Below are 26,859 nucleotides of genomic sequence, written 5' to 3'. Positions count from 1 at the left end.
AAATATCTTAAAGACCTTTATTCGAGACTGAACACATGTGATATTTAATACGATTCTCAGGACAAGTTGTATCCAGAATGTCGAGATTTAAAATACCCACCTGAGCTCTCGGAAGCCCCGTCTGACTAAATAGGCAAGTGCATCGGCATTATTAAACCTGGATAAATAAATTACGGTATTATGTGCTGAAGTTAATTTAAGATAACGTAAAACCTTCAGTTGGAACTTTACAGCCAAGCGAGGGGAATAGACGAACGCTAAAGCTTAAAGCTAACAGGCAATTCACATTAAATTTAACGGTATCAAAATCAGAAGAAAAGAAAAATATGATCTGCTGAATTTGATAAAAGTAAAGCTAATGCGAAGTGACCAAAAAACCTTAGCTTTGCAACTTCAAAAATCTGAAGATTACACACTATGAAAGCAGGAATTGTAGGCCTACCCAACGTTGGAAAATCCACTTTATTTAACTCATTGTCCAATGCAAAAGCGCAAAGCGCGAACTTTCCGTTTTGTACGATAGAGCCCAACATTGGAGTGGTAAACGTGCCAGATCCGAGATTGGAAAAGTTGGAGTCATTGGTGAATCCAGAGCGGGTTGTGCCAGCTACAGTGGAAATTGTAGACATTGCTGGCTTGGTAAAAGGGGCAAGCAAAGGCGAGGGGCTTGGCAATCAATTTCTTGGAAATATAAGAGAAACCGATGCGATTTTGCACGTATTGCGTTGTTTTGATGACGATAATGTCGTGCATGTGGATGGAAATATTGACCCGATTAGGGATAAAGAAACCATCGATATTGAATTGCAGTTAAAAGACTTGGAATCGGTTGAGAAAAAAATGGAAAAGACCAAGCGTGCTGCTAAAACTGGTAACAAAGAGGCACAACGTGAAATGGGTGTTTTGGAAGCTTTAAAAACCGGATTGGAAAGCGGAACATCTGTTAGAGCACTAGATATTTTGGAAGAAGATAGAGCTGATTACGTGAGGCCGATGCAATTGATTACAGATAAGCCTGTGATGTATGTGTGTAATGTGGATGAAGGTTCTGCTGTTAGCGGTAATGCTCACGTAGAACGGGTAAGAGAAGCTGTAAAAGACGAGAATGCGGAAGTCCTGGTCTTGGCTGTTGGCATAGAAGCCGATATCGCTGAATTGGATGATTATGAAGAACGTACCATGTTTCTGGAAGATATAGGTCTAGGAGAAGCTGGTGCGGGAAAATTGATTCGTTCGGCGTATAAATTATTAAATCAGCAAACTTATTTTACTGCTGGAAAAAAAGAAGTGAGAGCCTGGACTGTAAAAGTTGGTGCGACCGCACCACAAGCGGCGGGTGTGATTCATACGGATTTTGAACGTGGGTTTATACGTGCGGAAGTCATAAAATATGATGATTTTGTAAGCTATGGCAGCGAAGCTAAAGTCCGTGATGCAGGAAAACTAAATGTGGAAGGCAAAGAATATATTGTGAAGGACGGGGATGTGATGAACTTTAGGTTTAATGTTTAAGTAGGTCGTAGGTGTTGGGCAGTAGGAATGATGACTTTCCCTAAATCACGTTGACCGTTAGGAACTATGAATTGGTACTATTAGATTCTAGACTATTTGATTTTTGCATTATTTCTATCTCAAGTTTACGAATACATTGTTGAACCGTAATCTGTGAACTGAAAACTGGCTAACTTCATTACCGACCTGAAAGTTTTAGGCTTTCAAAGTTATACCTTTGCAAAAAAAATTCATGCCAAAGCAGTTTTCAGAATTAGGAATAAATGAGTCATTACAAAAAAGCTTAGCAGACTTACAGATTACTATACCTACTGAGGTTCAAGAGAAAACCCTCCCTCATATTTTAAATCAAAAAGAAGACCTCGTAGTTTTATCCAAAACAGGGACAGGAAAAACAGCCGCTTTTGGGTTACCTTTACTTCAGTTGCTGAATTTAAAAACTACTGAGATGCAGGTGCTTATTTTGGCTCCTACAAGAGAACTTGCTCAACAAATTTATAATCAGTTAGTGTCATTTGCTAAGTATTCTGACTCACTTCATACAGTTTCTTTGACTGGCGGAACGCCTATAAAACCTCAAATAGAAGAATTAAAACAGGTTCCTTCACTTATTGTGGCCACACCTGGCCGCTTATTGGATCTTGTAGAACGAAAAGCTATAAATCTAAGTCAGATTACGCATTTGGTCTTAGATGAAGCAGACGAAATGCTGGTTGCTCTGAAAACAGAAGTAGATTCGATTATAAAGACTCTTCCTAAATCCAGAAGAACCTTCCTGTTTACAGCTACTCTTTCAGGAACCATTAAGCAAGTGGTACAGAATTTTATGTCTTCGAATGTATTGCAAATCGAAATAGGGATGTCCACGAAAGGTCATCAAGGCATTGAACACCAATTTGTGGTTGTTGAGCCAATTGAAAAATTAGAGGTGTTGATGTATTTTTTAAATTCCAGAGCACGGCAGCGCGGTATTATTTTTTGTAAAACTAAAGCGGCGGTGAACAAACTGGCGAAGAAATTAGCTATAAACAAGTTCTCATCAGGAGCCATTCACGGAAGCCTAACTCAAGGAATAAGGGATCGTATTTTAGGACAATTTAGAGAAGGACATATTGACATCTTGATTGCTACCGATCTCGCTGCTCGAGGCATTGATATCAAAGCAGTGTCTTTTGTGGTCAATTATCACTTGCCAGATACTTACGAAGCTTATGTTCATAGAAGCGGACGTACTGCCAGAGCAGGAGCAGAAGGACTTTCATTTACTGTTTTACAGCAAGATGAAGTCGAAGAAGTAGCTGAATTTGAAAAGGAACTAGGAATAAAGTTCAATGAAATAAAAAAAGCAGATTCTCAAAGTCTTGAGGAAAACAATACTTTATTATGGGCGAAAAAAATATTTAAGACCAAACCAAATCGGGAAGTTTCTACTGAATTTAAAGAAAAGATCCATACAGTATTTCATCATTTGACCAAAGAAGAACTCATCGATAAAGTACTTGCTTATCAACTGGGTCAATCTAAGACTGAGCATACAAAAACAGAACCTTCTAAAAAATAATATTCAATGGCAAATCCAATAAAGTCGCAAGAAGAGATTCTGCAAAAACTAAATATTCAGGGGTTAAACCCTATGCAAACTGAAGCTATCCCTTTAATTGAAAATAAGGGAAATACTTTGCTTTTATCTCCAACAGGAACTGGAAAGACTTTAGCGTTTTCACTGCCTTTATTGAGTATTTTGAATCCGGAATCTCAAGACGTTCAGGCTCTAATATTGGTGCCTTCCAGAGAGCTCGCCATTCAAATTGAACAAGTGATTCGCTCAATGGGTTCAGGTTATAAAGTCAACGCGGTTTATGGTGGTAGACCTGTATCGAAAGATAAAATTGAAATCAAACACAATCCCGCAATTCTTATTGGAACACCGGGAAGAATTCTGGATCATTTTAATCGCGATCAATTTTCTAAAGAAGGTATTGAAACGCTTATTCTGGATGAATTTGATAAATCTCTGGAAGTGGGTTTTGAAGAAGATATGAAGTCGATCATAAGTCAGTTGCCAAACCTAAACAGACGAGTATTGACCTCCGCTACCCAAGGGGTTAAGATTCCAAATTTCGTTGGTTTGGGTAAACCGAATACCGTTAACTATTTAGATAAAAAAACTAATTCTAAATTGAGCCTTAAAACTGTAGTCTCACCTTCTCAGAATAAGCTAAAAACTTTGGTGGAGTTGGTTCAACATCTAGGCAACAGTCAAGGTATAGTCTTCTGTAATTTGAGAGACAGCATTGAGGGAGTGAGTAGCTATTTAAGTCAGAATAATATTAGTTATACTTGTTTTTCTGGGGTAATGGAGCAAAAAGACCGGGAGCGAGCATTGATTAAATTCAGGAATGGGAGCTCACAGCTTTTAGTAGCTACCGATCTTGCTGCCCGGGGAATTGATATTCCAGAGATGCAATTTATTATTCACTATGAACTCCCACGTCACAAGGAAGAATTCATTCATAGAAACGGTAGAACAGCAAGAGTAAATGCTAAAGGAACGGCTTATATCCTAAAATGGGAACGCGAGTCTTTACCTGACTTTATTGGTGAAGTTGAAAAAGCCGATATTTCTAAAAAAACAACTCTAAGACCTAGGCATTGGGAAACTTTATTTATTTCCGGAGGGAGAAGGGATAAGATTTCAAAAGGAGATATTGCTGGATTATTTTTTAAGCAAGGTGGGCTCAATAAAGATCAACTTGGGACTATAGAGTTAAAACCAGATTGTGCCTTTGTAGGTGTTCCCTCAAGTTTAGCCGAGGCGTTAGTGGATAAATTGAACAACTCCAGATTGAAAACAAAAAAAGTACGCATCAGGATTCTTGACTCTTAACTGTTTTTAAGAATCAAGTCCATTAGAAATTAGATTTAAAATATTAGATACAAGACATAAGAAAGCTGTTAAGCTAAATATAAAAAGGTAAAGAATACATTGAGAAGGGTGAAGATGTGATGAACTTCACTAAGTAGCCATTAAGTCAGTAAGTTTGTGAGTCAATGAGTTTAATTTATAAAAATTCATTTCATTAGAGATGTATCAAAGCATAAAGTAAAGTTGAAATGCTTATGACTTTAATACCTTTGCAGTAAGCTTTGCGTTCTTTGCGTGAAATTTCTCAATACAATTGATAATCCATTTATGGCTAAGACTCGCAAAAAAAAAAGTAATTTTTCGTCCCTAAAGTTTGTCCCTAGATTTTTAGGAAAAGTCTACAGAACCCATCCATGGTTTTTCATTGCTAATGTGATTTTGAGATTGCTCAAATCTTTAATTCCAATTGCCTTGCTATGGGTGGGGAAGGAGATCATCGATGAAGTGATCTTTCAGGTCGATTTGGATACTAAAGACTTGAACCGCCTCTATTGGCTAATTGGTATTGAATTGTTTCTTGCCATCATCAGTGACGTGTTTAACCGGTTAATTGCTTTAACTGATGGTCTTTTAGGCGATTTGTATTCCAACTCTTCGTCCATAGAACTCATTCAAAAAACTGCCAAAGTGGAATTAGCAAGCCTGGAAGACTCCGAGTTTTACGATAAACTGGAAAGAGCAAGACAGCAAACGACAAGCAGAGTGTCTTTAATGTCTAATGTTTTGGCACAAATTCAAGATATTATTACCATCATTTCTTTGATTTCGGGACTGATTTATTTTTATCCTATTCTGATTTTGCTGCTAGTAATCTCCATCATTCCGTCATTTATCAATGAGTTGAAATACAGTCAGTCGACCTATTCTCTCCAAAAAAGCTGGACGCCAGAACGCCGTGAGTTAGATTATATGCGGATGATTGGTGCCAGTGACATCACTGCCAAAGAAATCAAGTTGTTTGGTTTAGCCGATTTTATCAGTAATACGTTTAAACGTATATCCGATAAATATTATGTAGCCAACCGAAAGCTGGCCATCAAAAAAAGCTTGTGGGGAGGAACCTTTCATATTTTAGGAGATCTAGCCTATTACGGGGCTTACGTATTTATTGTCTTAAAAGCAGTCGCTGGTTTTGTCACCATTGGTGATTTGACCTTTTTGGCTGGATCTTTTAGCCGACTTAGAGGACAATTACAAACTGTGTTTTCCCGATTTTCGAATATCACACAAAGTGCCATGTATTTGCAGGATTACTTTGAATTTATAGATATGGACTTTAGTAATACTAATTCAGATTCTTACAGAGAAGCTCCTACCGAATTTAAAGACCGTATCCGTTTTGAAAACGTGAGTTTTCGCTACCCGCAATCTGAAAAAAATGTACTTAACAATATTTCTTTTGATTTGATTAAAGGGGAGAAATTAGCTTTGGTAGGGGAGAATGGTGCTGGAAAGACGACTTTAATCAAATTGCTTCTTAGATTATATGAACCCACGGGAGGCCGAATTTTGATGGATGGCATTCCTGTGCAGGAGTATAGTAAGCAAGATTATCAAAAGATGTTGGGTGCTATTTTTCAGGATTTTGTCAAATATTACCTCACGGCAAAAATCAATATTGCTGTCGGTAATATTGATGAAGAACACAATACTGAAAAAATCAAAAATGCTGCTGTGCAAAGTCTGGCCAATGATGTGATTGAGAGTTTACCCGAGGGCTACGAACAAGGTTTAGGACGCCGATTCAAAAAAGGAGCAGAGCTTTCCGGTGGGCAATGGCAGAAAATTGCTTTGGCAAGAGCTTATATGTCGGATGCGCCGATTATTATTTTAGACGAACCCACTTCAGCACTAGATGCCAGGGCAGAATCTGAAGTCTTTCAGCGGTTTATTGCCTTAACTGAAGATCGAACCAGCATTATTATTTCTCATCGTTTTTCTACAGTAAGAATGGCAGATCGGATTTTAGTCCTTCAAGGTGGTGAAATTTTGGAACTAGGGACACATGAGGAGCTTTTGGCTACTCCTCAATTGTATGCTGAATTGTATGAGTTGCAAGCTGAAGGCTATCGATGATAACAAGGGGTAAGATTATATTTTTAAGACTTCAAAATAGATGTATTTTAGGCGTTTTTTAGTCGTAGTTTTGCAGACTTAAATATGTTTAATAATGAAGCGAATTAATGAATACAAAAAACTCTTTGGAGTTGAGAATACAATTGAGTTAAAACCATTGAAAAAGACTTACAGAGATCTAGTAAAAGAATGGCATCCCGATAAATTTCAAGCTGGCGACGATCGTCAAGCTGAAGCTGAAATACAAAGTAGAAGAATCATCGACGGATATCACTTTCTCGTTAGTATTGCTCCGGAAACGATTTCAGCCAATTCAGAGCAATATGAAGAATCAATTAATTCTGGTATTGCAGACTTCCAACATAAAGGCATGCTCTTGGAAATTACGTTTATGGATGGCGTGACTTACGAATACTTTGGAGTTTCAAAACCTATTTTTATAAAAATGATCAACAGCAATAAGCTAAACCGTTTTGCAAAACGATCTATTTATCCAAATTACACTTTTAGAATGGCCAAACGTGAAAATGTAGAAGCATAATCTAATAACTTAGTTATACTTACTTAATAATTAAAAAAATCACTAGTGTTTATCTAGTGATTTTTTTAATTATAGACCTCAAACCTTTAAAACTATTCGACTATGAAAAGATTTTAAAAGCGAATTTTAATTTTTAATCTTAATTGGTTTCAATTGGATCAATCCCAGAAAATCCAAAACACGTATAATCACATAAGTAATGTCGATTTCATGCCACTTTTCACCAAAATTGGGGCTACTAGCATGTTTGTGATGATTGTTATGATAACCTTCGCCCATCATTAGAAAATCAAAGGGAAAAAGGTTTTTACTAGTATTTTTCATTTGATGATTCACATAACCGAAGATATGTCCAAACCAGTTGATAATAACGCCGTGAATGGGTGCCATCATGAATGTGATAGGTAACAAAGCCCATTCCCACCAGGTTGTTGCAAAAAAAGCAAAAAATGCTATATAAGCAGCGACCCACAATAAACGCGACACTCGTGAACTAGCAAATACATCAAATTTTTTCCATTGAGGAATATTTTTGGTAAATTTTGAATCAACTTCTACTTGTTGCATATTGATATCCTGATATATGCTTTTTGTTTTCCACATCATAGCAAATAAATTAGCATCATGGGAAGGCGAGTGAGGATCTTTTTCGGTATCGGTATAAGCATGATGCATGCGGTGCATGATGCCATAGCCATAAGCACTTAAGTAACTTGGACCTTGAAAAATCCAGGTCAATACATATGTAACGCGTTCCATGGTTTTTGACATGGTAAAGACTTGATGTGCTGCATATCTATGCAAGAAGAATGATTGAAAAAATAAACCCCCGTACCATAATACGGCGACGAATATAATTATCCACATAATTTTTTTGTGCAAAGGTATTGGGAAACAACGCTTAAAACAATGAACCTAAATCAATAAAACCTGCGTCACAAACGCTTTCGAATCCGACTTAAGGCTTGAGAAGTGACGCCGATATAAGAACTGATGTATTTCAAAGGCACTTCTTGTAAAAGCTCTGGCCGTTCTTTAAATAAATTCAAATAACGTTGTTCTGCAGATAGATTGAGAAGGTGTTGTTCACGTTTGGATTTGATCAAAAATAACTGCTCTGCAGTAAGCCGTCCAATAAGATTACCTAGTTGTGTATGTTTGTACACCAACTGCAAATCTTCGTAAGTGATGCTCAGCATCTTTGTATCAGAAAGTGCTTGCAATTGATAAGCGGAAGGTGTTTGTGTAAGAAATGAATCGTAGGCACTGACAAATTCATCTTTAAAACAGAATCCAAAGGTGATTTCTTTAGCTGGATCCTCTTTAGGGATATACAAACGCACTACACCAGATTCTATAAATGATATATGATTTTCAACCTCATTGAGTTTCAGAAACACAGATTTTTTTTGAAAATAACGCGGTTTCAATTTGGAGGTAAAATAATCCCAATCTTTATCTGAGATGTCTACCAATCGATCTAAATAAGCTTTTATCTGTTCCAAGAGTGAACTTAAAAATGAATAAGTAGCTAATATAAATTCAAAAAAAACATCTTACTGAATCATTAACATATTTACTTGGATTTTGTGAAATGTAAAAGCCAATTGAACCAGTTTCTTTTATGCAAAATACTTTTCAATTTAAGCCTTTAAATAAGCGCAGGACTCTTAATATTTCACTTTCATAAATAAATTTTAGTTCACATTTATAATGTGCTTAATAAGCGTTAGGCGAATAGTTCTTAATTTAGAGGAATCCTAAAATTAGAAATATGAAACTTCATAAAATAGTGTTTTCATTTTTGTTACTGACTTTGGTAATGCCAATTACTGTATGTCATAGTCAAAACGATTCTAATGAATCTGTTTATACTTACAAGAGTGGGAGTTTTGACGGGATTGGCAAATGGTATAAAGGCCGTGAAATATCTCATGTCATGGGTTATCAGGGTATGTCTTGGCTGGAACGCTCTGAGCGCGAACAGGAAGAGGAAACCAGCACGCTATTAGAAAATATGAATTTAGAGCCTACCGATGTAGTGGCCGACATTGGCGCTGGATCTGGCTATCATGTTTTTAAAATAGTACCGAAAGTAAGTGAAGGTAAAGTTTATGCCGTGGACATACAGCAGGAAATGCTGAATGCCATGGAGAAAAAGAAAAACAGACTTAATCAAACGAACATTGAATTGATTAAAGGTTCTGAGAAAAGCACAAAACTGCCAAAAAACTCAGTGGATAAAGTCTTGATGGTCGATGTTTACCACGAATTTGAATTTCCTGTGGAGATGATCGCGTCCATTAAGCAAGCCTTAAAACCTGATGGTAAAATTTACCTGATCGAATACCGTGGTGAAGATCCAACAGTACCTATCAAACGTTTGCATAAAATGACCGAAGACCAAGCCGTTAAGGAAATGAACGCCGCAGGATTTACTTTAATTGAAAACATTGATAATCTGCCTTGGCAACATTGCATGGTGTTTGGAGTGAAATAAATAAAAAAGATAAATGGTTCTAATTACTATAATTAGTATTTGTTTTATAATTTATATTATGTAAAATAGAATTATTTTAAATTTAATTGATTATCTTTTTCCTAATCTTTATCCTACTCCTTCTTTGGAACTTCAAGTACATTAACTGAGCCATCATAACGCATTGGAAAGCGTTGTGAACTATTGATATTGATAGTTCCTTTAAGGCTTGGATAAATTGTTAAGTTTACCTGATAGCTTTCAGAACCTTCCTTGATGTTGAAATTCACCTGATAATTATTTCTTTTTTCATCTTTAGTGATTTTCAAATCTTTTGGGATGCCTTCAAATTTAATTCCTGTATCGGTATTGAAACCACCTCCAAACTGGCGTTCGCCGAAAAAAGGCAAATCTGCAGTCACGGTATCACCTTCAAACTTAAAAACCGCCGAGGATCCTTGTAAATTGATTTGTGACGCATTATCTCCAGGTCTAAACAAGCCCGCATTGGCCAGTTGTGTCAATGAATTTGTTGGTAATGGTCTGGCAAATTGTAAATCAAATTCAAAATATTTGTCTTGTAAAAGCTGCTCCAATCTTTCATTTTCTTCGGCTGTAGCTTCTCTGGAAGTTCCACAAGAAACAACTACAAAACTTAGCAACAGGATGACTAAACATCTCATTTTAATTGGCTTACTTAACTTAACTTCCATCTTTACTTTTATTTAAAAGGTTCAATTATGATGCCGTATTCTTGTCTAGCCTAAATTGATAATACCATCTTTGATTTTTGCAATTACTGCTTGAGCTGCAGATTCGCCATTCAGCATGGCCGCGTTTATAGAACCATTCGCCAGGTGATCTCCGGCTAAAAATACCTGATCCTTTAATTGAGTTTCAGATTTTGGCAACATATAATTTACGGACTGCATTATTGGAAGTGCCTTTTCGATGTGGTAAAATTGCTTAAATTCTATGGTATCAATACCAGCATAAACTTTCAGATCCTTTGTAATTTTAGATTTTAAATCTTCCATCGAAAGGTTATGTGGTTTAACAAGACTTACCGACAATAGGTGCTCCTCAGCATTAGTATTTGAGGTGTAATATATATTGTTCACTAATGAATCTTCATCTGCAATAAGTGCTATCATTGGTTCTTTAAACACGCGTTGTTTGACAGATACATAGAAATTATCAACGCTTTTCCAGAGGGTTTGCTGATTGTTCAGGTTTGATATCAACTGGGATGCTTCTGTTGCAACTATTACAAAATCAAAATCTTCTTCTTTTCCATTTTCAAACTTAATTTTTTGATCCTTAATTGATTTTATAGGGGTATTAAAATGAGTCTTTGTGTGTTTGAGCTGAGCCATCAATTGATTGGGTATGGCTTGAATTCCTTTTTTTGGAATAGCTGTACTGCCTTCACCAAACATTTTATAGACAAATTCAAATTTGCGTGACGACGTTTTTAATTCATGTTCTAAAAAAATACCTGTAAAAAAAGGTTTGAAGAAGTTGCGAATAATGTCTTCGGAAAACCCATAATCCCTCAAGTATTGAAGAGTAGTCTTTTCTTTAGCTAAAAAAATATCATCAAAAGATTTCTTTTTAAGCTCTGTATTTAGTTTAAGCACCTTGAGTTTATCCGCCACACTACCAATTTTGGAGGTAAGAGTTGGCCATAATAAACTCAACCGTCTTAGTGGATCTCCTATCTTGTCTTTTTTTCCATTATTGTATATGATGGCACCAGGATAAAAATGCTGCAACTCCAGTAAATCATAGTCCAGGTATTTTTGAGTTGCCGGATACTGTGTCAACAGAACTTGAAATCCATGATCAAAAGTATAGCCTTCTTTATAATCGGTTTTCACACGTCCCCCTACCCGATCTGTTGCCTCGAATAATTCTGGTTTAAACCCTGCTTGTTCTAAATTGATAGCGGCTACAAGTCCGCTAAGACCTGCACCTACTATTGCTATTTTGTGATCCTGCATTTATATTTCTTTAGTTGGTAAGTTCAAAAAACTAAATGTTTTAAACCTCAAAATATTCCTAAATATTATTAGACCCTTTGATTAATGACTATTTTAGAAAAAAATATTAACCATGAGTAACAAAGATATGGGAGTCATAGCAAAAAATGATAGAGAATTAAAACTATATTATCATCCAGATAATAGAATTGCTAAACAGAGTATTGCTGTAGCAGAGGCTACCAAAGCGGAGAAAGTTTTGATTAATCTGGAAGAAGTCAAGCTTACAGAAACTCAATGGGCAGAAATCGCCACTTTATTGGATAAAAACCCTTCAGAATTAATTAATACAGATCACTCTTTAGTCAAAGAAACTTTAAGTGATAATCCTGAATTAGATGAGAATCAAGCTTTAAAAATTTTGGTTCATAACCCACAAGTTTTACTGCATTCAATAGCTATGCGTGGTAAAAAAGTTATTGAAGTAGAAGGTATCAATGATTTAATGAAATTGCAGGAAATGGATTCTAGAGATGCTAAGCTTCCTTAAAATTTGATATATAAAATTTAAAAAAGCGCTCAATTGAGCGCTTTTTTTTGTGTCTGAGAAATAACAGATAAACTAGAGTTTCTCTTTAAAATCGTTTATGATTCCGCCTTTTATTAAAATATCAATTTGTCTTCCACTAAGGGTGTGTTTGGTTGTAATCGTTTTCGTTTCACCATTAGTTTTATGGATTAAAACTTCAATCGGTTTGTTCGATTTTACTGAGTTTATAACATCTTTGAGTTCAATATCATCCCCTTGATCTATTAATTCGTAATCTGAATCTTTATCAAATTCTAAAGGTAAAATTCCGAAATTCACTAAATTTTGCCATGCAATCCTGGCGTAGCTTTTCGCAATGACGGCCACTTGTCCAAGGTATTTTGGTGCTAAAGCGGCATGCTCACGACTAGAGCCTTGAGCGTAATTTTCTCCAGCTACAACTACATGACCTCCTCTGGATTTTTTAGTTTCCATAGCTCTATCGTAAAAAGTATCATCAATAACTATGAATGAATATTTACTTATTTCTGGCAAATTACTTCTGAAAGGCAAAACTTCTGCACCAGCCTTTAAAATCTCGTCCGTAGAAATATTATCGCCCATCTTGAGTAAAACAGGAACCTTGTAAGTTTCCTGAAGTTCTGGTATTTCAGGTAAAGTTTTTATGTTAGGCCCTTTTTCAAGTTCAATAAACTCGTTATCGTCCACTGGAGCTACAAGCATATCCGTATTTATAATTTCATATGTTGGATATTCGAATTTTGGATACTTCATATCAAATTCCTTTTCCAAATCTCTGGGATCTGTAATCTTACCCATGAGCGCCGAGGCTGCAGCGGTTTCTGGACTACAAAGATAAACTTGATCGTCTTTAGTTCCACTTCGATCTGGAAAATTACGAGGCATAGTTCTTAAGCTGATAGTGCCGCTGGCCGGCGCTTGTCCCATCCCAATGCAGCCCATACAACCAGACTGGTGAAATCTAGCCCCAGACTTAATCAGATTACCAAATGTTTTGTTTTCAATCATGTTTTGCATGATTTGTCTTGAAGTCGGATTGATGTCAAAACTTACCTCTGGACTTACACTTTTATCTTTTACTATAGCACTTGCTATCCAGAAATCCCGTAATCCAGGGTTTGCAGATGAACCTATGACCACTTGACTTATCGGTTTGCCAGCGACTTCAGAAACTGGAACAACATTACCAGGGCTCGTCGGTAGAGCTATAAGAGGTACAAGATCATCCAAAATTATTTCTTCATAAAAATCATATTCACAACCCTCATCGGCAAGTAATTCTGTCCAGTCTTCTTCCCTATTTTGAGATTTTAAAAAGCGTTTAGTCTCTTCATCACTTGGAAAAACTGTTGTTGTCGCACCTAGCTCAGCTCCCATATTTGCTATGACATGACGATCCATTGCACTTAGCTCCTTAAGCCCGTTACCATAATATTCAATGATTTTTCCTACTCCTCCTTTGACGTCGTGACGTCTAAGCATTTCTAAAACAACATCTTTTGCACTTACCCAATCTGGGAGCTTACCTGTAAGTTTTACTCCCATCACTTTAGGCATCTTAACAAAGTAAGGCTGACCAGCTATTGCAGTGGCAACATCAAGGCCTCCAGTACCGATAGCCAACATACCTAGAGATCCTGCAGCACAAGTGTGAGAGTCAGATCCAACTAGTGTTTTTCCAGGTTTTCCAAAACGCTCCATGTGCACAGGATGACTTACACCATTTCCAGGACGGCTGAACCAAAGCCCGAATCGTTGTGAAGCAGATCTTAAGAATTTATGATCATCTGCATTTTTATAATCCGTCTGGAGAAGATTATGATCTACATATTGTACAGCAACTTCAGTTTTTGCTTTATCCAAGCCCATTGCCTCAAGCTCCAACTGTACAAGTGTACCTGTTGCATCTTGCAAAAGTGCTTGGTCTATTTTTATACCAATCTCTTCCCCAGGTTTCATATCGCCTTCTAACAGATGAGATTGAATTAGTTTCTGAGTAACATTATTTGCCATGATATTTTATGATTATAATTTCTCTACAATTTACAAAATATTGAACAATTCTAAATTTGAATTAACAATTTTTAAACTCTTAACTTCAATTGGTAACTACGTTTAAAATAAATTACTTTTGGGAAAAAATAGATATGAAAATTCATGATATAAGTAAAAGCAATTCAATTTTAAATCATTTTTTACATCAAATTCGAGATGAGTCTATCCAAAGTGACAGAATGAAGTTCCGAAGAAATATTGAGCGTATCGGTGAAATTTTAAGTTATGAAATGAGTAAAACTTTAGAATTTCAAACCAAAAAATTTCATACTCCTTTGAGTGCTTCGAGCTATGAAAGCTTAAATGAAGAAATTGTAGTTTGTTCGATTTTGAGGGCAGGAATACCACTACATACTGGAGTATTGAATTATTTTGACGATGCTGACAGTGCTTTTGTTTCTGCGTATAGAAAACAATCTGAAACTTCAGAAGATGATTTTGACATAGTCGTAGAATATCTATCATCTCCAAATCTGGAGGATAAAACACTTGTTTTGGTTGATCCAATGCTTGCTACAGGTCTCTCTATGCTCAATGTTTTAAAAGCTCTGAAAAAGGTTGGTACACCCAAATCAATACATATCTTATCCGTCATTGGAGCCCAACCAGGAATTGATTTGGTTAGTAATTACCTCCCAGAACATGCACATCTCTGGATAGGTTCTATAGATGAACGATTGAATGAAAAAGGGTATATCATCCCTGGGTTGGGTGATGCAGGAGATCTTGCTTATGGAAAAAAAATGTAGGTATTCTTAAAAAATTAAGTACATTTATCTCAAAACTAACTACTTATGACCAAAATTGCTACTATTTCAGTTTTATTTGCTATTCTAATGACAGCTTGTGTTTCTAAAAAGAAATTTAATCAAGTCGAAAATCAAAGAAAAGCTCTTCAAGAAGAAATTTCAAATTTGAAATCCGATCGTGATGAGTGTAATGATAATTACACAGACCTTCAGGATGAAGTGATGTCTTACAAACAAAAAATCTCTCAGTTACAAGGTGATTCTGAAGACAAAATTGAACTCACTGAAAATGGTCAGGTCGTTTCTGAAAACACAAAATCTAACGTAAGAAGAGTTTTTTCTAAAATGCCTGCCGACCAGCGTTCTGAAGCTAAAACACTTGAAGATTCCATCAATATGGCTGTTGGTTACAATATTAAATCCAACCTTTTGGCACAAATGAAAGATGAAGATCGAGTTGCAGACGAAGCAATAGAAGTCAGTGTTGCTGAACCTGTTGTAAGAATAACTCTTACAGATAAAGTTTTGTTCAAGAGTGGAAGTTATTGGGTTGATAAAAAAGCATATAACTTATTGGCAAGAATTGCAGAAGTGATAAATTCTGAACCAAATATGGATATACGTGTAGAAGGACATGCAGACGATTTAAAATTGGCGGAATCTTCTTATATAGTTGACAACTGGGATTTAAGTATAAGAAGAGCTGCTTCAGTTGTAAGAACTTTGGAAAATAAGTTTGAGGTAAGTGGAGATCGATTGATTGCTTCAGGAAGATCACATTATAAGCCTGTAGCTGATAATTCTACTGAAGAAGGAAGAACCAAGAATAGAAGAACTACTATTTTATTATTACCTAAGATCGATAGATACATGCAAATTCTTGAAAAATAATTTGCTTTAACATAGAAAAGCCTGCTTAGTTTGTACTAAACAGGCTTTTCTTTTACAACAAACTTACTTATTCGCTATAAGTATCTTCCAGAAAATCTGTCTCTTAGTACCAAATTATTTATTTAAAAGCTCGTTATTTTTCTTAGAATCCAATCGTATCCACATCTTATCTTCATTTAATTTAAAGCTCCCTTTAAATTTAAAGTTACATTCATTAGGTGAAATAATTGATAAAAAAATGTTTTCATCTTTTTTCTCGTACAAGTGATAAGTTTGACCAACAATTGGTTCAAAGCTGAACTCAGCACTATAAATCAAATTATTATACTCAAACTGAGCCATCAATTTTTCATATTGATTTTTCAGTTCCTCATATTCAGTTTTAATTTGATGATTGACTTTACTTACATTAGAATTTTTCCATCCTGTTAAGTCTGTAGGAGTAATTTTTGGAGCAGCTGAATTTGTTGCGTAGGGCAAAAGACCAGCTTCGTATTTCTCGGTATTTTCGTTATAAACAACCTGATCTGGTTTTTTTGAGTTAACTCCCATAAAACTTAAAAATTAATTTTAAGCGAAATTAAATTCAATTAAAACAACATTGGACCTAGCTAAGGTTAAAATTCCTTTAAAATACTGAATTAAATCCCTATAAAATTGGCTTTGGAATCTTAAATCTTACCTTTGTAATGAATTTAGATAGAAATCTAATTAATTAGAAATCAATAAATTAAAATTATGAGTCAAGTTAAAGAAAAAGATACAGTAAAAGTACATTATACTGGAAAGCTAGCTTCAACAGATCAAGTATTCGATAGTTCTTTAGAAAGAGAACCTATTGAGTTTACTCTTGGAGAAGGAACAATTATTCCAGGGTTTGAAACTGGTGTTCTTAATATGAAAGAATCTGAGAAGAAAACAATTGAAATTCCTAAAGAGGAAGCTTACGGAGAAGTTAAAAAAGAACTTTTTCAACAAGTAGGAAAAGACCAACTTCCAGAAGAAATCAAACCAGAAGTAGGAATGGGATTGGTTTCTCAAAATCCTGATGGAAGCGAACGTCAATTAAGAGTTGCTGAAGTTAACGATGATCACATTGTTGTAGATGCAAATCATCCACTTGCTGGACACGATCTATCTTTTGAATTAGAATTAGTTGAAATCAAAAGCTAATTATTTTCAATAATAATACAATTAAAACCACTCAATTAGAGTGGTTTTTTTTGTAAGTCATTCAACTAGATTTCGACTATTTAAACGAATTTAAAATAATACTTATGAAACCATTAGAAATAAACGAAGCTAAAGCACCAGCAAAAGAAATTTTGGAGGGCATAAAATCAAAGATGGGAGCTGTTCCAAATCTTTTTAGAGTTATGGCCAATAATCCTTCCTTATTAAGTGCCTATACCAAAGCAGATGAAACATTCAGAAACGATTCTGGGTTTACCTCTCAAGAACAGGAGACCATTTTACTTTCTGTAGCGGTTTTCAATGGATGTACCTACTGTGTGGCAGCCCATAGCTTTATTGCCAAAAATCAAAGTAACGTATCTGAAGAAGTTTTAAAAGCTTTAAGAAACGAAGACAAACTGCCTGACGTAAAATTGGATGCATTATCAAAGTTTGCAGTCTCAGTAGCTAAAGAAAGAGGTTATCCTACTGCGGGAGCAACTTCAGCCTTGAAAGATGTTGGTTATAAAGATGAGCACATTGCAGGAATCGTTACTGCCGTTGGTATGAAAACGATGAGTAATTACATCAACCACATTGCAGAGACAGAAGTGGATGATATGTTTGCAGAATTTAAATGGGATAAATAATCTAAAATTTATTTCATTAATCAAGCGCTCATCTTAATTGTTGAGCGCTTTTTTTAAATAATTTCAAATAATATTTAATCTTGTTTATGACTGCTTGAGTATTTTTGCCGCCATGAAATTAACATTACAATTAGCAGCCATTTACAATTTGCTCTGGGGAGCTTGGGTAGTTATCTTTCCAAATCATTTTTTCCAACTTGTTGGCATGGAACTTCCCTCCCAGCCTATGATTTGGCAGGGAATGGGAATGGTAATAGGCGTTTATGGCTTGGGATACTGGTGGGCTTCTTATAACCCATTAAGACATTGGCCTATTGTTGCAGTAGGTTTTCTGGGTAAGATCTTTGGACCTTTAGGTTTTGTATTCAATTACTATGAAGGAAAAGTACCTTTTGAATTTTTCTATACTTTGATCACAAACGACTTCGTTTGGTGGATTCCTTTTTTCCTTATTTTGAAAAAAGTTCATCAAGATTATAATTGGAAACTTTCAGATTGATGAATACCCTATTAGATAATATACATATGCTAAGAATGATCGCTGATTTTGGACTCGTGGTTCTTATTTGGATGGTTCAGCTTATTGTTTATCCAGGGTTTTCATTTTACACCAATGCTGATTTGTTAAAATGGCACAAATCCTACACTCCAAAAATTACAATTGTTGTTGCTCCGCTGATGTTTATCCAAATGGGGATAGCATTATACATTTCTTTTTTTGAATTTTCCATCGCCAATTTAATTTATGCGGTACTCGTGATTTCAACCTGGTTAACCACTTTCACCTATTTTGTTCCGTTGCATCAAAAAATTGAAAGAAATCTAGATATCAAAGTTTCTGCTAAAAAATTGACAAAAGGAAACTGGGTGAGAACCTTTCAATGGACTTTTATCTTTATTTATAGCCTATTTTTGTTTTATTCTTAATTATATAATAAAATACTGAATTTGACATACTTATAAGGCAACATAACTTGACTTTCCCAGTTTATTGTTGTATTATGGCAAGATTTCAGTTATTAACTATTATATAAAAATTATATATGAGACAGCTTAAAATTACCAAACAAGTCACCAATCGTGAATCTAAGTCCCTTGATAAATATCTTCAAGATATAAGTAAAGTAGACTTAATTACTGCTGAAGAAGAGGTGGAGTTAGCTCAGCGTATTAGAGAAGGCGATCAGGCGGCATTGGAAAAATTAACTAATGCCAATTTAAGGTTTGTCGTCTCAGTTGCAAAACAGTATCAAAATCAAGGCTTAAAGCTTCCTGATTTAATTAATGAAGGAAACGTCGGCCTAGTAAAAGCAGCCAAGAGATTTGATGAAACTCGTGGTTTCAAATTTATATCTTATGCTGTATGGTGGATTAGACAGTCTATATTACAAGCACTTGCGGAACAATCCCGTGTCGTAAGACTTCCTCTTAACAAGATTGGGGTTATCAATAAAATAAATAAAACCTTTTCACATTTAGAGCAAGTGAATGAGCGTCCGCCTTCTGCAATCGAAATCGCTAAGGAATTGGACATGAGTGAATCACAGGTAAAAGTGGCTTTGAAAAATTCTGGACGCCATCTTTCTATGGATGCACCTTTCAAAGAAGGTGAAAATGATTCTAATCTTTACGATGTATTGAGTTCAGCAGAATCTCCTACACCAGATGATCAGTTGATGAGAGACTCTTTGAGTATCGAAATTAATAGAGCTCTTGAAACATTATCTCAACGTGAAGCTGATGTCATCCGTTTGAACTACGGAATTGGAAATCAGCCAGCAATGACTTTACAAGAAATAGGTGATACTTTTGACTTAAGTAGAGAAAGAGTAAGACAAATAAGAGAAAAAGGCATTAGAAGATTGAAGCATCAATCTAAAAATAAAATGCTTAAAAAATACTTAGGATAAATTCTAAGATTTTGCTAAATAAAAAGCCATCTGTTATAAATCAGATGGCTTTTTTAATATCTATTGATTTAAGGTTATTTCTTTGAAGGTTGAGATGGTCTCACTTCTACTTTACTTGGAAGTGTTCTTGGATTCATTTTGAATAAATCTACCACAAGTTCACCTAAATCTTCAGGTTGTATTTTCCATGCATCACTTTCGTCTGGTACATTACCATTGAAGTGAGTTGCCACAGATCCTGGCATAATCGTAGAAACATTTACACCATAATCTCTTAGGTCCAGCATGACTGCCTGAGTAAATCCTGTTAACCCAAATTTACTTGCATTGTAAGCTGAGCCTTTAGCAAAAAAGTTGGTTCCTGCTAGACTTGAAATGGTAATAAAATACCCTTTACTTTTCTTAAGTGCATCAACTGTAGATTTAATTGTAAAAAATACTCCAGTCAGATTAGTATCTATTGTCTCTCTCCATTGTTCTTCCGTCAAATCTTCAATACTGTGGTAATGTCCCAAACCAGCATTAGCAATTACATAATCCAACTGACCAAATTCCTTAAGGACTTTATCAACAGCTTTTTGTTGAGATGACATTTCTCTTACATCGGCTTCAATTCCTAGGGCTTTTATTCCCGGATTGGAACTTTTTAGCGACTCAACAGCTTCGTCTGCAGAGGATTGAGATCTGCTTGTAATAGCTACGTTAACACCCTGTTTCATCAAGGCATCAGCTATTCCAAACCCAATTCCTTTACTTCCTCCTGTAATATATGCTACTTTATTTTTCATTTCGTATATAATTTTTAGTTGGATTTAAAGTTACAGTCTATACATTGAGTCAATCATTATTTTAAATAGTTTTAACGCTGGCAATACTACTTTTAAAATTACTTTTGAATCAAATTTTAATTCATGGCCCAATCAAAACGAAATAATAAGTTCAGAAAAAAATTTATTAAAACATTCATCATTGGTGTATCGTCTGTTTTATTCATTTTTATTTTATTTTTTGGAAGTATTTACATTGGTCTTTGGGGAAAAGTTCAGAGCAAAAAAGATCTTTCCAATATCCAACAATCTGAGGCTTCTGAAATTTTAGATTCCAATGGTGAAATAATTGATAAGTTATACAAGTATAATCGCCAATCCATTACTTATTCTGAAATTCCCAAACACCTTATACAGGCACTTGTAGCTACTGAAGATGCAAGGTTTTATGAGCATAACGGAGTTGATAATTACAGTCTACTTCGGGTATTTTTTAAGACAATTTTATCGGGAGATAAATCTTCTGGTGGAGGTAGTACAATCACACAACAATTAGCCAAAAATATTTTCGGTAGAAATTCCTATGGTATTTTCAGTATGCCAGTTAATAAACTAAAAGAAAGCATTGTAGCCAAACGAATAGAAGGCATCTATTCCAAAGAAGAAATTTTAGAATTATACCTGAACACGGTTCCCTTTAGTGGCAATACCTACGGAATAGAAAGTGCAGCTCAATTGTTTTTTGGAAGAACTACGTCTCAATTGAATCTTCAGGAATCTGCTACTTTGGTAGGTACGCTTAAAGCCAACCATTCCTACAATCCTAGATTATTTCCAGAGAGAAGTCAATTGAGAAGAGATGTTGTTATTTCTCAGATGCAAAAGTATGATTATATAAGTTCTGCAGAAGCTAACAAAGCAATGGCAGAACCAATACAGCTAAACATATCAGAAAAGAATACATTTCAAAGACAGTATTTTATTGATCTTATAAGATCTAAAGTGGAAAATATATTGGGAACCATTAAAAAACCTGACGGCACTTTTTACGATCTGGATGAAGATGGATTGCAAATCTACACCACAATTGACCTCAAACAACAGGTATTATTAGAAAAATCGATAAGAGAACAGGTGAAATATCTACAACCACTATTCGAGGCAGAATATACTGACAGTTCTCCCTGGACAAATTTAGATTTACTACAAAATCTTGCCGAAAAAACAGATCGGTATAAGAAGTGGAGCACAAAAAAGTTGTCCACAAATCAAATTCAAGATAGCTTAATGAAAACAAGGCCTACTGAAGTTATTGTTCATGGAGAAACTACTGTTTTACAGATGTCTATACTCGATAGCTTAAGTCATAGCTTGAAACAAATAAATGCTGCTAGTCTTAGCGTTGATCCAAAAACAGGTAATGTTTTGGCTTATGTTGGCGGAGTTGATTACCGTCAATCAAAATATGACATTATAAGTAATGCAAAGCGACAAGTCGGCTCAACATTCAAGCCTATTGTATATGCAGCGGGGCTTAAAAGTGGTTTAAAACCTTGCGATTATATTTCTGCAAAAGAAATCACATATACTAATGCAAAAAACTGGAATCCAAAGAATTCAACTAGTGAGGATGATCCTTACCTCAATTATTCATTGAAATATGCGCTTACAAACTCCATCAATACAGTAAGTGTAAAGATTTTGGAAGAGGCAGGAATTTCAAATACAATAAGCCTTGGGAAGAGTATGGGAATAACATCAGACCTTGTGAATGAACCATCTCTGGCACTTGGTGTAGCAGAATTGAATATGAAAGAACTGGCAAAAGTTTATTCAAGCCTTGCCAATCAGGGAAAAGTCCCTGAACTCAATTTTCTAACGAAAATAACTTCCAGAAACGGTAAAGTTCTTGCTGAAATCGAAACAAAACCTTCTCAGCAATCAGATTTAAATTTAAAACAAAATAGAATTTTGTTGGCAATGTTAGAGAATGTAGTCAACGAAGGAACCGCAAAACGCTTAAGGTCGACTTATGGATTAAGTCAAGATATCGCTGGTAAAACAGGGACAACACAAAGCAATAGAGATGGATGGTTTGCAGCAGTAACTCCCAAATTAGTGAATATATCCTGGGTGGGTTTTAATAACCAAAGCGTTAGTTTTAAGTCAACACGACTTGGACAAGGCGCCAATACGGCATTGCCAATTTTTGGGCAATTATTTAAGGATATGGCCAAGGATCGTGGATTTGATCCAATAACTAGAGCAAAATTTACAAGGCTAACAACAAGCCAACAAGAAGCTTTAGATTGTGAAGATCAAAAACGGGATGGATTTTTTAAACGCTTATTCTCCAAAGATGAAATTGAAAAGGAATTTGAAAAGAAAGATGAAAAAGAGAAGAAAAAGAAAGGATTTTTGAACCGCCTATTTGGAAAAAAAGAAAATTAGGGTTACTCCCACTCCACTAACTGAATATTCTGTTTATGAAAATCACTTTCTTCATTTGAAACATACATCCTTCCTTGAGAATCAAATGAGATTCCTTCCGGTTGCTGAAAATATTTAGGATTCAGTTTGTAAATTTTTTTAAAGGAACCATTAGGTTTTAAGATGAGGAGTCTAGGGATCTTCGAATCCAAAATGAAGATCTCACCTGTTTTAGGATGTATTGTTAATTCTGACGGACTAAATCCGTTTTGAACAAAGAAAAATTTATTTGTTTCAAAAATTGAATCGTTAGCTGTTATTCTTGAAAAAGCTTGTTTTTCAACTTTATAAGTAGAAGAGTTAATTTTGTAAATTATAAAATCATTGCTTGAGTTTGTAAGATTTTTCTCCTTAGGTATTGTCAAGAATGTATTTGATTCACTGTGATTGTCAAAGCTTTCAATATCGTTCTTGCGACTGAAGCCTGTTTGATAAATTTCAATTTGAGAGCGATTGGATTCAAAATTAATTATTTTAAACAGTTTTCCGCTGCTTTCCATCACATAGGCAACCGAATCAATAATTCTAATGGATTCATAGTCACCACTGGGACCAAACTGAATTTTATCGACGATTTTTTTCTTTTCTAAATCATAGATAAAAATAACACCCACCTCGTCCTGAATGCAAGCAATTCTTGAATCGTCTATATGACTAATCCCTGAAACTTCTTTCAGGACAGCAGGAAGTATCCAAGTGTTTTTTACTTTGAGCTTATCAGTATAGTTGTATTCTGGCTTAGAAATATAATATACAATTCCTGCCAGGACCAGAATTCCTGTGATAATTGATAAAACTATCAAATTTTGTTTCATGCTTTTCAATAGAATAAACTTGAAGCCTAAAAGATGCTTGAATATGTGTAAATTTGCAAAAATTTTTTATGGAAGAAAATTCATTAGCCAGATACTTTTATAGAATACTGAAATCAAATGACTATGTTGGAGAATCTGCAGCTATTTATATCAATGCATTTATAAATGCGGTTATACTATTGATTTTAGGATTTTTGGCTTTCAAAATATTAAGATATATAGCTGAAAGTATTATTCATGGCTTAGCATCTAAAACAAAAACAAGTTTTGATGATTATTTGGTTAAAAATAAAGTTTTCGTTTATTTATCAAACCTTGCAGTTTTGTTAGTTCTATACGAATTCATACCTGTTGTTTTAGTAGATTTTCCAAGTTCTGAAATTTACTTTGAAAAGCTTTTTGAAGTCATTATTATCTTTGTGATCATTTGGATTCTTAAATCCATTTTAATGACCTTTAGAGACTATCTCAGAACCTTCAACTCTTTTAAGGACAAGCCTTTAGAAAGTTACATCCAAGTATTCATGATCATTGTATGGATTGTTGGAATCATTATAGTTTTTTCAATACTCACGGGTAAACCATTAATTAAATTCCTAACTGCTTTGGGTGCTTTTTCTGCAGTTTTGCTTTTAATTTTTAAAGATACAATCTTAGGATTCGTTGCGAGTATCCAAGTTACTGTAAACGATACGGTAAGGCTCGGTGATTGGATTACCATGGAAAAATATGGAGCAGATGGTGACGTCTATGAAATCAATCTAGCTTCCGTAAAAGTCAGAAACTTCGATAATACCATAACCACCATTCCAACGTATTATTTAATTTCCGATTCCTTCAAAAACTGGCGTGGAATGAGTATTTCTGGTGGCAGACGTATCAAGCGGTCTATATTGATAAAAGCAAATAGTATCAAATTTCTTTCTGAAGGTGATATAGAAGAATTGAAAAAAATTAAACTAATTTCAAATTATATTCATGATAAACAGCTAGAAGTCAATGAGTATAATTTAAAGCACGAAGTTGATAAATCAGTTCAAATTAACGGGAGGAATCAAACCAACTTTGGAGCCTTTAGAATCTATATCGACCACTATCTTGAGCAACATCCAGATATTAATAAAGATATGATGATGATGACAAGACAACTTGCTCCTACTGCTGAAGGAATTCCCTTAGAACTTTATGCCTTTTCAAAAGATAAGGTTTGGACAAATTACGAAAGAGTTATGGCTGGGATATTTGATCATCTATTAGCAGCTATTCCTTACTTTGAACTAGAATGTTTTGAATATCCTTCCGGCAAAGACCTTAAATCGCTTTCTTCAACTTTTGAATCTTCAAAAGATACATGAGAGATTTTATTATTTTTATAAAGCAGAATTTTAGAAAACTAAGTTTTGGCTGGACACTTACTTTTTTGTCTAGTTTTGGTCAAACTTATTTAATTTCACTGTATGTGACAGAAATTTCTTCTGAATTTGCTATAACCGAAGGAACATTTGGGGCCATCTATGCTATTTGTACAGTGTTGGCATCGTTCATAATGCTTACCGTTGGTCACACAGTAGATCATATTTCTATAAAAAAAGTAACTGCATTTACCATCATTTGTTTGGCCTTTTCTTCCATATTAATGGGAATTTCTTATCATCTAGCTTTAGTATTCATCAGTCTTGTTGGTTTACGCCTTACGGGACAAGGCATGTTGAGTCATATAAGTATGACTATCCTTTCAAAGTTTTATGATAAGAATCGTGGAAAAGCCTTAAGTTTTTCTACTCTAGGTTTTTCTTCAGGAGAAATTGTATTACCCCTTCTCCTTGCCTTCTTTATAGCCTGGTTCGACTGGAGATGGACTTTGATAGGTTCTGGTATTTTATTATTACTCTATTTAATAAGACTTTACTTTACAGACTTAGATCATTTCAATAAGCAGCTTAATGTAGGAAGACCTTCATCTTTGAGCTTAGTTAAGGATTTTGGTAGTATAATAAACGACAAGCGTTTTTTAATTTTGATGCCGACTAGTTTTGCAATTAGTTTTACAGCAACTGCTGTCATATTTTATCAGTACGTATTTGTTGCACAAAAAGGATGGTCACCACAACTCTATGCAGCATTTTTTACAGGTTATGCCATTACCCGTTTAATATTTTCCCTGGCTGGAGGACTTTGGGTGGATAAGTTTACAGCCAAAAAAATGTTTAGATTTTACCTTATCCCTATCAGTATCGGACTTTTAGCTTTTGCTCTAATCGATAGTATTTTTGGGGCACTCACTTTCCTTTTGATGATGGGTATAACCGTTGGTATGGCTGGAACTATAAAATCTTCCATATTAGCAGAAGTTTATGGCATTGAAAAGCTAGGTGCCATACGAAGTCTATTTACCATGTTTATGGTCGTGAGCACAGCTTTAGGACCTTTAATTGTTGGCTGGATGATAGATGGAGGTTTAAGTATCGAGACCATTATGTTAAGTTTATTTGTGTTTTTGGTGCTGTGTGCATTAAACGCTCAACGTATAAAAGGGATTCAAACCATTTCTGAAGTAAAATAATTTAACAAATACTTAATTGATTTGTTTGGTTAAAATCGTGGTACAATGGAGCTTTCCCCTTATTTTTGTCACCAATTATGAGTCAGAAAAAGAAAAACCCTAATCGTAAATCTCATTTGAGATTACTTCACCAGTATTATACTTATACTGGTTTTTACAGTTTTTTAGGTAGGAGTTTAATTAAAGCAGCTCCACCCATATTGATTTTTATCGCCGTATTACTAGGCATTCATTTTTTCGTTATTGACGTCAATACAATGCTAATTTACGTGACCGAAAATTTCCCACCAGTAGCTGTTTTTGCGATCTTCTTTGCTTCAGAATCTATTTTAGGACTTATTCCTCCAGAAATTTTTATAGCATGGTGCGGTAAATCAGTTTCCCCCTGGGGGTTCTTATCCATTTTGGCGATTTTGTCTTATCTAGGAGGTGTTATTTCTTACTTTGTTGGTAGAGGAATCGCGAGTATTCCATCAGTTTTTGTGTATTTGGAAGTAAAAATGGCCAAGCATATCAAAAATATGAGAAAATGGGGAGGGATTTTAATTATTGCCGGAGCTTTACTTCCACTACCCTTTGCTATTGCTAGTATGTCCGCAGGTATCATCAAGTTTCCATTCGGAAGTTATTTGTTATATGGCTTGTTGAGGCTTTTACGTTTCGCGATCTATGGAGCGTTAATATTTGGTGCTTTATAAAATTCTTTCAA

General features: G+C 35.0%; 26 protein-coding genes. 18 read left to right on the top strand and 8 right to left on the bottom strand.

Annotation, left to right across the window (positions count from 1 at the left end; genetic code table 11):
- Positions 1 to 417 precede the first annotated feature (417 nt).
- The 5 genes from ychF (at position 418) to LB449_RS06730 (ending at position 7,055) form a co-directional block, all read left to right on the top strand.
- On the top strand, positions 418 to 1,512 hold the full coding sequence (gene ychF / locus LB449_RS06750) for a redox-regulated ATPase YchF (protein WP_224454307.1): 1,095 nt from the start codon (positions 418 to 420) through the stop codon (positions 1,510 to 1,512).
- A 232-nt stretch (positions 1,513 to 1,744) separates the two neighbouring features.
- Positions 1,745 to 3,073, top strand: coding sequence for a DEAD/DEAH box helicase (locus tag LB449_RS06745; RefSeq protein ID WP_224454306.1), 1,329 nt, complete (start codon positions 1,745 to 1,747; stop codon positions 3,071 to 3,073).
- 6 nt (positions 3,074 to 3,079) lie between these two features.
- Positions 3,080 to 4,399 (top strand): DEAD/DEAH box helicase, encoded by a 1,320-nt coding sequence (locus LB449_RS06740; RefSeq protein WP_224454305.1) that lies wholly within the window; start codon positions 3,080 to 3,082, stop codon positions 4,397 to 4,399.
- 306 nt (positions 4,400 to 4,705) lie between these two features.
- Positions 4,706 to 6,514 (top strand): ABC transporter ATP-binding protein, encoded by a 1,809-nt coding sequence (locus LB449_RS06735; protein WP_224454304.1) that lies wholly within the window; start codon positions 4,706 to 4,708, stop codon positions 6,512 to 6,514.
- A 94-nt stretch (positions 6,515 to 6,608) separates the two neighbouring features.
- Entirely contained in the window at positions 6,609 to 7,055 is a 447-nt protein-coding gene (locus tag LB449_RS06730; protein ID WP_224454303.1) for a KTSC domain-containing protein, read from the top strand.
- 126 nt (positions 7,056 to 7,181) lie between these two features.
- Here the strand turns inward: LB449_RS06730 and LB449_RS06725 are convergent, their stop codons facing one another.
- Both LB449_RS06725 and LB449_RS06720 read right to left on the bottom strand, forming a co-directional pair.
- Positions 7,182 to 7,922 carry an acyl-CoA desaturase gene (locus LB449_RS06725; protein WP_224454302.1) on the bottom strand — a complete coding sequence of 247 codons (741 nt, stop codon included), beginning with the start codon at positions 7,920 to 7,922 and terminating at the stop codon, positions 7,182 to 7,184.
- A gap of 68 nt (positions 7,923 to 7,990) precedes the next feature.
- Entirely contained in the window at positions 7,991 to 8,560 is a 570-nt protein-coding gene (locus tag LB449_RS06720) for a Crp/Fnr family transcriptional regulator (RefSeq protein WP_224454301.1), read from the bottom strand.
- A 269-nt stretch (positions 8,561 to 8,829) separates the two neighbouring features.
- Between LB449_RS06720 and LB449_RS06715 the strand changes: the two genes are divergently transcribed.
- Positions 8,830 to 9,555, top strand: a complete 726-nt coding sequence (locus LB449_RS06715; RefSeq protein WP_224454300.1) for a class I SAM-dependent methyltransferase — start codon at positions 8,830 to 8,832, stop codon at positions 9,553 to 9,555.
- A 113-nt stretch (positions 9,556 to 9,668) separates the two neighbouring features.
- Here LB449_RS06715 and LB449_RS06710 read toward each other — a convergent pair whose 3' ends face one another.
- Positions 9,669 to 10,247 (bottom strand): DUF4251 domain-containing protein, encoded by a 579-nt coding sequence (locus LB449_RS06710; protein ID WP_224454299.1) that lies wholly within the window; start codon positions 10,245 to 10,247, stop codon positions 9,669 to 9,671.
- 45 nt (positions 10,248 to 10,292) lie between these two features.
- Positions 10,293 to 11,537: an NAD(P)/FAD-dependent oxidoreductase gene (locus LB449_RS06705; protein WP_224454298.1), complete on the bottom strand. Its 1,245-nt coding sequence runs from the start codon at positions 11,535 to 11,537 to the stop codon at positions 10,293 to 10,295.
- Between the two features lie 112 nt (positions 11,538 to 11,649).
- Between LB449_RS06705 and LB449_RS06700 the strand changes: the two genes are divergently transcribed.
- A complete protein-coding gene (locus LB449_RS06700; protein WP_224454297.1) occupies positions 11,650 to 12,066 on the top strand; it encodes an arsenate reductase family protein in 417 nt (138 codons plus the stop codon).
- Between the two features lie 72 nt (positions 12,067 to 12,138).
- Here LB449_RS06700 and LB449_RS06695 read toward each other — a convergent pair whose 3' ends face one another.
- The gene (locus LB449_RS06695) at positions 12,139 to 14,100 is read right to left on the bottom strand and encodes an aconitate hydratase (protein ID WP_262901825.1); all 1,962 of its coding nucleotides are present in this window, start codon (positions 14,098 to 14,100) and stop codon (positions 12,139 to 12,141) included.
- Positions 14,101 to 14,234: 134 nt separating this feature from the next.
- Between LB449_RS06695 and upp the strand changes: the two genes are divergently transcribed.
- The gene (gene upp / locus LB449_RS06690) at positions 14,235 to 14,891 is read left to right on the top strand and encodes a uracil phosphoribosyltransferase (protein WP_224454296.1); all 657 of its coding nucleotides are present in this window, start codon (positions 14,235 to 14,237) and stop codon (positions 14,889 to 14,891) included.
- Positions 14,892 to 14,936: 45 nt separating this feature from the next.
- The gene (locus LB449_RS06685; protein WP_224454295.1) at positions 14,937 to 15,782 is read left to right on the top strand and encodes an OmpA/MotB family protein; all 846 of its coding nucleotides are present in this window, start codon (positions 14,937 to 14,939) and stop codon (positions 15,780 to 15,782) included.
- 114 nt (positions 15,783 to 15,896) lie between these two features.
- Here LB449_RS06685 and LB449_RS06680 read toward each other — a convergent pair whose 3' ends face one another.
- Entirely contained in the window at positions 15,897 to 16,334 is a 438-nt protein-coding gene (locus tag LB449_RS06680; RefSeq protein WP_224454294.1) for a DUF2452 domain-containing protein, read from the bottom strand.
- Between the two features lie 186 nt (positions 16,335 to 16,520).
- Here LB449_RS06680 and LB449_RS06675 point away from each other — a divergent pair, with 186 nt between their 5' ends.
- From LB449_RS06675 to LB449_RS06655, 5 genes are all read left to right on the top strand, one after another.
- A complete protein-coding gene (locus LB449_RS06675; protein ID WP_224454293.1) occupies positions 16,521 to 16,955 on the top strand; it encodes an FKBP-type peptidyl-prolyl cis-trans isomerase in 435 nt (144 codons plus the stop codon).
- A gap of 104 nt (positions 16,956 to 17,059) precedes the next feature.
- Complete coding sequence (locus LB449_RS06670; RefSeq protein ID WP_224454292.1) at positions 17,060 to 17,605, top strand: carboxymuconolactone decarboxylase family protein; 546 nt, start codon at positions 17,060 to 17,062, stop codon at positions 17,603 to 17,605.
- Positions 17,606 to 17,717: 112 nt separating this feature from the next.
- Positions 17,718 to 18,104, top strand: coding sequence for an alkyl hydroperoxide reductase (locus LB449_RS06665; RefSeq protein ID WP_224454291.1), 387 nt, complete (start codon positions 17,718 to 17,720; stop codon positions 18,102 to 18,104).
- Positions 18,104 to 18,532 carry a hypothetical protein gene (locus LB449_RS06660; RefSeq protein ID WP_224454290.1) on the top strand — a complete coding sequence of 143 codons (429 nt, stop codon included), beginning with the start codon at positions 18,104 to 18,106 and terminating at the stop codon, positions 18,530 to 18,532. The genes LB449_RS06665 and LB449_RS06660 overlap by 1 nt, the downstream gene beginning before the upstream one ends.
- Before the next feature lie 116 nt (positions 18,533 to 18,648).
- A complete protein-coding gene (locus tag LB449_RS06655; protein WP_224454289.1) occupies positions 18,649 to 19,515 on the top strand; it encodes a sigma-70 family RNA polymerase sigma factor in 867 nt (288 codons plus the stop codon).
- Positions 19,516 to 19,589: 74 nt separating this feature from the next.
- Here LB449_RS06655 and LB449_RS06650 read toward each other — a convergent pair whose 3' ends face one another.
- Entirely contained in the window at positions 19,590 to 20,303 is a 714-nt protein-coding gene (locus tag LB449_RS06650) for an SDR family oxidoreductase (RefSeq protein ID WP_224454288.1), read from the bottom strand.
- Positions 20,304 to 20,426: 123 nt separating this feature from the next.
- On the opposite strand from LB449_RS06650, the gene LB449_RS06645 reads away from it, so the two are divergent.
- Positions 20,427 to 22,733 (top strand): transglycosylase domain-containing protein, encoded by a 2,307-nt coding sequence (locus LB449_RS06645; RefSeq protein ID WP_224454287.1) that lies wholly within the window; start codon positions 20,427 to 20,429, stop codon positions 22,731 to 22,733.
- Positions 22,734 to 22,735: 2 nt separating this feature from the next.
- On the opposite strand, the gene LB449_RS06640 is transcribed toward LB449_RS06645, so the two are convergent.
- Positions 22,736 to 23,587, bottom strand: a complete 852-nt coding sequence (locus tag LB449_RS06640) for an SdiA-regulated domain-containing protein (protein ID WP_224454286.1) — start codon at positions 23,585 to 23,587, stop codon at positions 22,736 to 22,738.
- Between the two features lie 68 nt (positions 23,588 to 23,655).
- On the opposite strand from LB449_RS06640, the gene LB449_RS06635 reads away from it, so the two are divergent.
- The 3 genes from LB449_RS06635 to LB449_RS06625 all read left to right on the top strand — a co-directional run bounded on the left by LB449_RS06635 (position 23,656) and on the right by LB449_RS06625 (position 26,848).
- A complete protein-coding gene (locus tag LB449_RS06635; RefSeq protein WP_224454285.1) occupies positions 23,656 to 24,942 on the top strand; it encodes a mechanosensitive ion channel family protein in 1,287 nt (428 codons plus the stop codon).
- Positions 24,939 to 26,150, top strand: a complete 1,212-nt coding sequence (locus LB449_RS06630; protein ID WP_224454284.1) for an MFS transporter — start codon at positions 24,939 to 24,941, stop codon at positions 26,148 to 26,150. Before LB449_RS06635 ends, LB449_RS06630 begins: the two co-directional genes overlap by 4 nt.
- Positions 26,151 to 26,227: 77 nt before the next feature.
- Positions 26,228 to 26,848, top strand: a complete 621-nt coding sequence (locus LB449_RS06625; RefSeq protein WP_224454283.1) for a YqaA family protein — start codon at positions 26,228 to 26,230, stop codon at positions 26,846 to 26,848.
- Positions 26,849 to 26,859 lie beyond the last annotated feature (11 nt).

The organism is Psychroflexus lacisalsi, from assembly GCF_020164495.1.
GTDB lineage: Bacteria > Bacteroidota > Bacteroidia > Flavobacteriales > Flavobacteriaceae > Psychroflexus > Psychroflexus lacisalsi.
Note: the sequence above shows the minus strand (reverse complement) of the source record. Positions and strands in the feature narration are given on the sequence as shown.

What these genes read in the sequence shown, in the direction of transcription:
- LB449_RS06670 (WP_224454292.1), top strand. Translation starts at nt 17,060, where the DNA reads ATGAAACCATTAGAAATAAACGAAGCTAAAGCACCAGCAAAAGAAATT.
- LB449_RS06715 (WP_224454300.1), top strand. Translation starts at nt 8,830, where the DNA reads ATGAAACTTCATAAAATAGTGTTTTCATTTTTGTTACTGACTTTGGTA.
- LB449_RS06625 (WP_224454283.1), top strand. Translation starts at nt 26,228, where the DNA reads ATGAGTCAGAAAAAGAAAAACCCTAATCGTAAATCTCATTTGAGATTA.
- LB449_RS06675 (WP_224454293.1), top strand. Translation starts at nt 16,521, where the DNA reads ATGAGTCAAGTTAAAGAAAAAGATACAGTAAAAGTACATTATACTGGA.
- LB449_RS06730 (WP_224454303.1), top strand. Translation starts at nt 6,609, where the DNA reads ATGAAGCGAATTAATGAATACAAAAAACTCTTTGGAGTTGAGAATACA.
- LB449_RS06725 (WP_224454302.1), bottom strand. Translation starts at nt 7,922, where the DNA reads ATGTGGATAATTATATTCGTCGCCGTATTATGGTACGGGGGTTTATTT.
- LB449_RS06685 (WP_224454295.1), top strand. Translation starts at nt 14,937, where the DNA reads ATGACCAAAATTGCTACTATTTCAGTTTTATTTGCTATTCTAATGACA.
- LB449_RS06635 (WP_224454285.1), top strand. Translation starts at nt 23,656, where the DNA reads ATGGAAGAAAATTCATTAGCCAGATACTTTTATAGAATACTGAAATCA.
- LB449_RS06695 (WP_262901825.1), bottom strand. Translation starts at nt 14,100, where the DNA reads ATGGCAAATAATGTTACTCAGAAACTAATTCAATCTCATCTGTTAGAA.
- LB449_RS06710 (WP_224454299.1), bottom strand. Translation starts at nt 10,247, where the DNA reads ATGGAAGTTAAGTTAAGTAAGCCAATTAAAATGAGATGTTTAGTCATC.
- LB449_RS06650 (WP_224454288.1), bottom strand. Translation starts at nt 20,303, where the DNA reads ATGAAAAATAAAGTAGCATATATTACAGGAGGAAGTAAAGGAATTGGG.
- upp (WP_224454296.1), top strand. Translation starts at nt 14,235, where the DNA reads ATGAAAATTCATGATATAAGTAAAAGCAATTCAATTTTAAATCATTTT.
- LB449_RS06745 (WP_224454306.1), top strand. Translation starts at nt 1,745, where the DNA reads ATGCCAAAGCAGTTTTCAGAATTAGGAATAAATGAGTCATTACAAAAA.
- LB449_RS06660 (WP_224454290.1), top strand. Translation starts at nt 18,104, where the DNA reads ATGAATACCCTATTAGATAATATACATATGCTAAGAATGATCGCTGAT.
- ychF (WP_224454307.1), top strand. Translation starts at nt 418, where the DNA reads ATGAAAGCAGGAATTGTAGGCCTACCCAACGTTGGAAAATCCACTTTA.
- LB449_RS06735 (WP_224454304.1), top strand. Translation starts at nt 4,706, where the DNA reads ATGGCTAAGACTCGCAAAAAAAAAAGTAATTTTTCGTCCCTAAAGTTT.
- LB449_RS06655 (WP_224454289.1), top strand. Translation starts at nt 18,649, where the DNA reads ATGAGACAGCTTAAAATTACCAAACAAGTCACCAATCGTGAATCTAAG.
- LB449_RS06705 (WP_224454298.1), bottom strand. Translation starts at nt 11,537, where the DNA reads ATGCAGGATCACAAAATAGCAATAGTAGGTGCAGGTCTTAGCGGACTT.
- LB449_RS06680 (WP_224454294.1), bottom strand. Translation starts at nt 16,334, where the DNA reads ATGGGAGTTAACTCAAAAAAACCAGATCAGGTTGTTTATAACGAAAAT.
- LB449_RS06645 (WP_224454287.1), top strand. Translation starts at nt 20,427, where the DNA reads ATGGCCCAATCAAAACGAAATAATAAGTTCAGAAAAAAATTTATTAAA.
- LB449_RS06640 (WP_224454286.1), bottom strand. Translation starts at nt 23,587, where the DNA reads ATGAAACAAAATTTGATAGTTTTATCAATTATCACAGGAATTCTGGTC.
- LB449_RS06740 (WP_224454305.1), top strand. Translation starts at nt 3,080, where the DNA reads ATGGCAAATCCAATAAAGTCGCAAGAAGAGATTCTGCAAAAACTAAAT.
- LB449_RS06630 (WP_224454284.1), top strand. Translation starts at nt 24,939, where the DNA reads ATGAGAGATTTTATTATTTTTATAAAGCAGAATTTTAGAAAACTAAGT.
- LB449_RS06700 (WP_224454297.1), top strand. Translation starts at nt 11,650, where the DNA reads ATGAGTAACAAAGATATGGGAGTCATAGCAAAAAATGATAGAGAATTA.
- LB449_RS06665 (WP_224454291.1), top strand. Translation starts at nt 17,718, where the DNA reads ATGAAATTAACATTACAATTAGCAGCCATTTACAATTTGCTCTGGGGA.